This window comes from Georgenia sp., assembly GCF_054605595.1.
The window spans coordinates 1-3655 of the sequence record NZ_JBTSDU010000194.1 but is presented as its reverse complement, the minus strand read 5'-3'; the positions used below and the strand labels follow the sequence as shown (position 1 = coordinate 3655).

General features: G+C 72.3%; 4 protein-coding genes and 1 tRNA gene. All 5 read right to left on the bottom strand.

The features are described from left to right. A partial coding sequence (locus ACYC1Z_RS14640; protein WP_461410251.1) for a CT398-like coiled coil hairpin domain-containing protein occupies positions 1-404 on the bottom strand: 404 nt, incomplete at its 3' end. After that, on the bottom strand, positions 401-1579 hold the full coding sequence (locus tag ACYC1Z_RS14635; protein WP_461410250.1) for a Nif3-like dinuclear metal center hexameric protein: 1179 nt from the start codon (positions 1577-1579) through the stop codon (positions 401-403). The genes ACYC1Z_RS14635 and ACYC1Z_RS14640, both read right to left, overlap by 4 nt. A gap of 29 nt (positions 1580-1608) precedes the next feature. Next, complete coding sequence (locus ACYC1Z_RS14630) at positions 1609-2196, bottom strand: DUF4143 domain-containing protein (protein WP_461410249.1); 588 nt, start codon at positions 2194-2196, stop codon at positions 1609-1611. Between the two features lie 3 nt (positions 2197-2199). Continuing rightward, the gene (locus ACYC1Z_RS14625) at positions 2200-2844 is read right to left on the bottom strand and encodes an AAA family ATPase (protein WP_461410248.1); all 645 of its coding nucleotides are present in this window, start codon (positions 2842-2844) and stop codon (positions 2200-2202) included. Between the two features lie 579 nt (positions 2845-3423). Then, positions 3424-3497, bottom strand: a tRNA-Val gene (locus ACYC1Z_RS14620). Positions 3498-3655 lie beyond the last annotated feature (158 nt).

The following is a 3655-nucleotide window of genomic DNA, read 5'->3' as shown; positions in this document are numbered from 1 at the left end:
CGGTCGGTCACGCGCGCCTCGGCGGCGTCGAGGCGCTCCATGATCTCCAGCTCGATCTCCTCGAGATGGGCCTGACGCTCGGCGAGCTGGGCGAGCTCACCCTGCAGCGCCACCAGCTCGCGGGAGAGGCCCTGCCCGGAGTCGAGCGTCACCTGGTGGCGGGCGGCGCGGGCCCGGACCTGCGCGACGTCGCCCTCGGCCTTGGTCAGCTCGCGCCGGGTGTCCGAGACGAGCGTCTTCGCCTCGACCTGGGAGCGGTGCAGGTCCTCCGCGCGGCCGTCGAGCTCGGCCAGCGCGGTCAGGACCGGCAGCGACCGGCGCTGGTGGGCGAGCTTGGCGGCCCGGGTGTCGAGCGCCTGCAGGTCGAGCAGTCGGTGCTGGTCCCTCACAGGGGCAGTGGTCACGGGTGTGCTCCTTCATCCGGCGAGTGCTCGCTGTGCTGTTGAGGCACGTGCAGGTTCCACGGGTCGGTGACCCGGGTCGAGACGTGCAGGTCCAACCTAGCCCCGCGCGCCTGTGCCGCCGCGCGCAACACCCGCGCCGCCCGCGGGAGCCAGGGCCACTCGCTCGCCCAGTGCGTCGCGTCCACGAGGTACGGCCGCCCACCGGCGAGGTGCTCGGCAGCCGGGTGGTGGCGCAGATCGGCCGTGAGGTAGACGTCGGCACCGAGCGCTCGGGTGCGGGCCAGCAGGGAGTCGCCGGCGCCCGGGCACAGGGCGACGGCGCAGACCTGGGCGTCCAGGTCGCCGCCGACGCGGATCCCCTGGGCGGTGGCGGGCAGGCGCTGCGCGACGAGATCCGCGACGGCGCGCTGCGTCATCGGCTCAGGCAGGTGCCCGATCCGGCCCGTGCCGACGTCGGCGGGTTCACCGGGCTGGGCGGTGAGCGTGAGCGCCGGCTCCTCATAAGGGTGGGCGGCGCGTAGCGCCTCCAGGACGGCGGCGCGGCGGCCGCGTGGGAGGACCATCTCGATCCGGTCCTCCGCCACCTCGGTCACCTCGCCGACGGTGCCGACCGCCGGCTCGGCGCCGGGCAGCGGCCGGAACGTGCCGGTGCCAGGTGAGACGAAGGCGGCGCGGTCGTAGTCGCCGAGGCGCCCGGCGCCGGCGGCCGCGAGGGCGTCGACCACCCGAGCGGTGTGGGTACGCGGGACGAAGGTGACGAGCGTGTCGAGCTCGGTGCCCGGCAGCGGCTCGAGCGGCCGGACCTCGCGCAGCCCGAGCAGCTCGGCGACGGCGTCGGCGACGCCGTCGGTCGCGGCGTCGGCGTTGGTGTGGGCGGCGTACAGGGCGCAGCCGCCCGCGATCAGGCGGTGGACCACGCGGCCCTTGGGAGTGGTGGCGGCGACCGTGGACGTGCCGCGCAGGTACAGCGGGTGGTGGGTGATGAGCAGGTCGGCGCCCAGGGCCAGCGCCTCGGCGACCACCTCCGCGGTGGGATCGACCGCGAGGAGGACCGTCTCCACCGCCGCGTCCGGGTCCCCGGCGACGAGCCCGACGGCGTCCCAGTCCGCCGCGGTGGCGGGCGGGTAGTGGCTCTCGAGCATCTCGACGACGTCCGCTAGGCACAGCGTGGGCATGCCCGCGAGCCTACCGGCGCGGCTCACCCTCAGGGAGCCAGGGCGGTGAGCGGGGCCGTGACAGTCCCGTCGTCGGTGACAAGGATCGGCCCGGTTCCGGTGGCCACGAGTCGGAACGCCGGCTCTCCGATCGCGGCGATGTCGACTTGTGCGATCGCCGCTCGGAGCGAGGTGGCCCCGGCGGTGAGTTGCTGGCCGCCGAGCTTGACCTCGACGGCGCCCCAGCGTCCGTCGGGGAGCGTGATGATCGCGTCGATCTCCTTGTCGTTGGAGTCGCGATAGTGACTGACCTCGCCATCGATACGCGAGGCGAGCACAGTCAGATCATGGACCACGGCGCTCTCGAACAGTGTGCCGAGCGTATTGAGGTCGCCCCGTAGCTGTTGGGGACCGGCACCTAGGGCCGCAGCGGCGAGGGCTGGGTCGACCAGGTGGAGCTTCGGCGAGGTGCGCACCCTCGCGCGCGATCGCAACGCCGGGGTCCACGGGCGCTGTGCCTCGACGATGAACAGCCGCTGGAGCAGGCCGACGTAGCTGCTGACGGTCTCCTCGTCGATCGCGGGCGCCACCGCGCGGACGTCGGCCGCGAGCGTCTTGTAGGTGACCTCGGAGGCCACCGATCACGCGAGCGCGGCGATGAGTTGCTTGACCACCTCGGGCTCATGCCGGATGTCGGCGATGCGGCGGATGTCGGTACGCGCGACGTCGTCGATGTAGCCACGCAGTCGATCCGAGGCCTGAGTTGGTGAAAGCGCAGTCATCGCGGGGAAGCCGGGCCGCAGCAGGTTGTCGATGACGGCGTCGAGATCGGGGGCTGCGCCAAGATCGGTCTTGGGCAGGTCCCCGTCGAACAGGCCCGAGAGGCTCACTGCGCCCGTTGGTGCGTCGAGCTTCTCCCACCACGACATGGTCCGCTCACGCAGCCGCAGGAACCGTCCGGCCCCAGTGTGCCGGGTGACATCGTCCGGAGGAACGGACGAGCCGGTGAGGATGAACCGGCCTGGCTCGACGGCAGCGTCGACGGCACGACGGACGAGGTTCCACAGCTCCGGGGCGACCTGGCACTCATCAAGCAGCCTGGGTGCCTCGCCATCGAGGAGGGAACGGGGAGCCACCTCGAGCACGCGCTGGGCCTCGACGTCGTCGATGAAGACGTAGGAGGCGGCGGCATGCAAGGCCGTCATGGTCTTGCCGCTCGCGCGCGCTCCCTCGATCACCACCGCGCCCGAGGCCGCGAGGGCGCGTTGCACCGCGCTGTCGATCACGCGAGGCCGGTACTCGCGTCCGAGCGCCGCTACCGCATCCATGCCCCCACTGCACCGTTCTCAGGCCGCTATGCCGACGATTGCAGGACTGCTAGGCGGATGATCGCAGGACTACTAACCGGATGGTTGCAGGATCTGTGGCCGGATGATCGCAGCCGACGGCGGAGCAAAGTCAGCGTCTCCATGTGCTGACCCACGTGCTACCGACCCGGCCGCTGGTACCGGTCGCTGGTGGGGCTCGGATCGGTGAGGTCGTCGAGCGTGTGGAGGACGCGGACGGGGCCGGGCCGGTGTAGGTGCGCGCCAGCAAACACGCCGATCACACGACACCTATGTCCGCAGTCCTGGGAACGCGACAGGCTCCGCGACGAGCGCCGCAGCCTGCTCCACGCCCACCACGCCGGAGCCGTGCCTCTCGATCTGCTCAACGAGGAGCAGGACCGCATCGCCCGACGGCTCGCGTTCCTGGACTCGCGGATCGACGCCGGACAGGTCGAGTACGACCAGGCCGAGCCAGGCTACGTGCGGGGGAGGATGTCAAACCCGACGACGTCGCGAGTTCGAACATCCAATCTTGGGTGGGCCCGGCCGGTCTCGAACCGACGACCTCCGCGGTGTAAACGCGGCGCTCTGACCAACTGAGCTACAGGCCCCACACGTGAGCTCTCTGCCTCGCGCGCAGGACAGCCTAGGGCATCCGGCCGCCCGGACCTGGCGCCGCCTGCCACGCGGGGCCGCCTGCTGGCCGCCCGGTCCTCGCCCGGGCGCCCGCTGCGGCTGCCGTCCCACCGCCGCCGGCGGCTCAGCCGCC

Coding starts and splice junctions, on each gene's coding strand:
- ACYC1Z_RS14635 (WP_461410250.1), bottom strand. CDS start 1,579: ATGCCCACGCTGTGCCTAGCGGACGTCGTCGAGATGCTCGAGAGCCAC.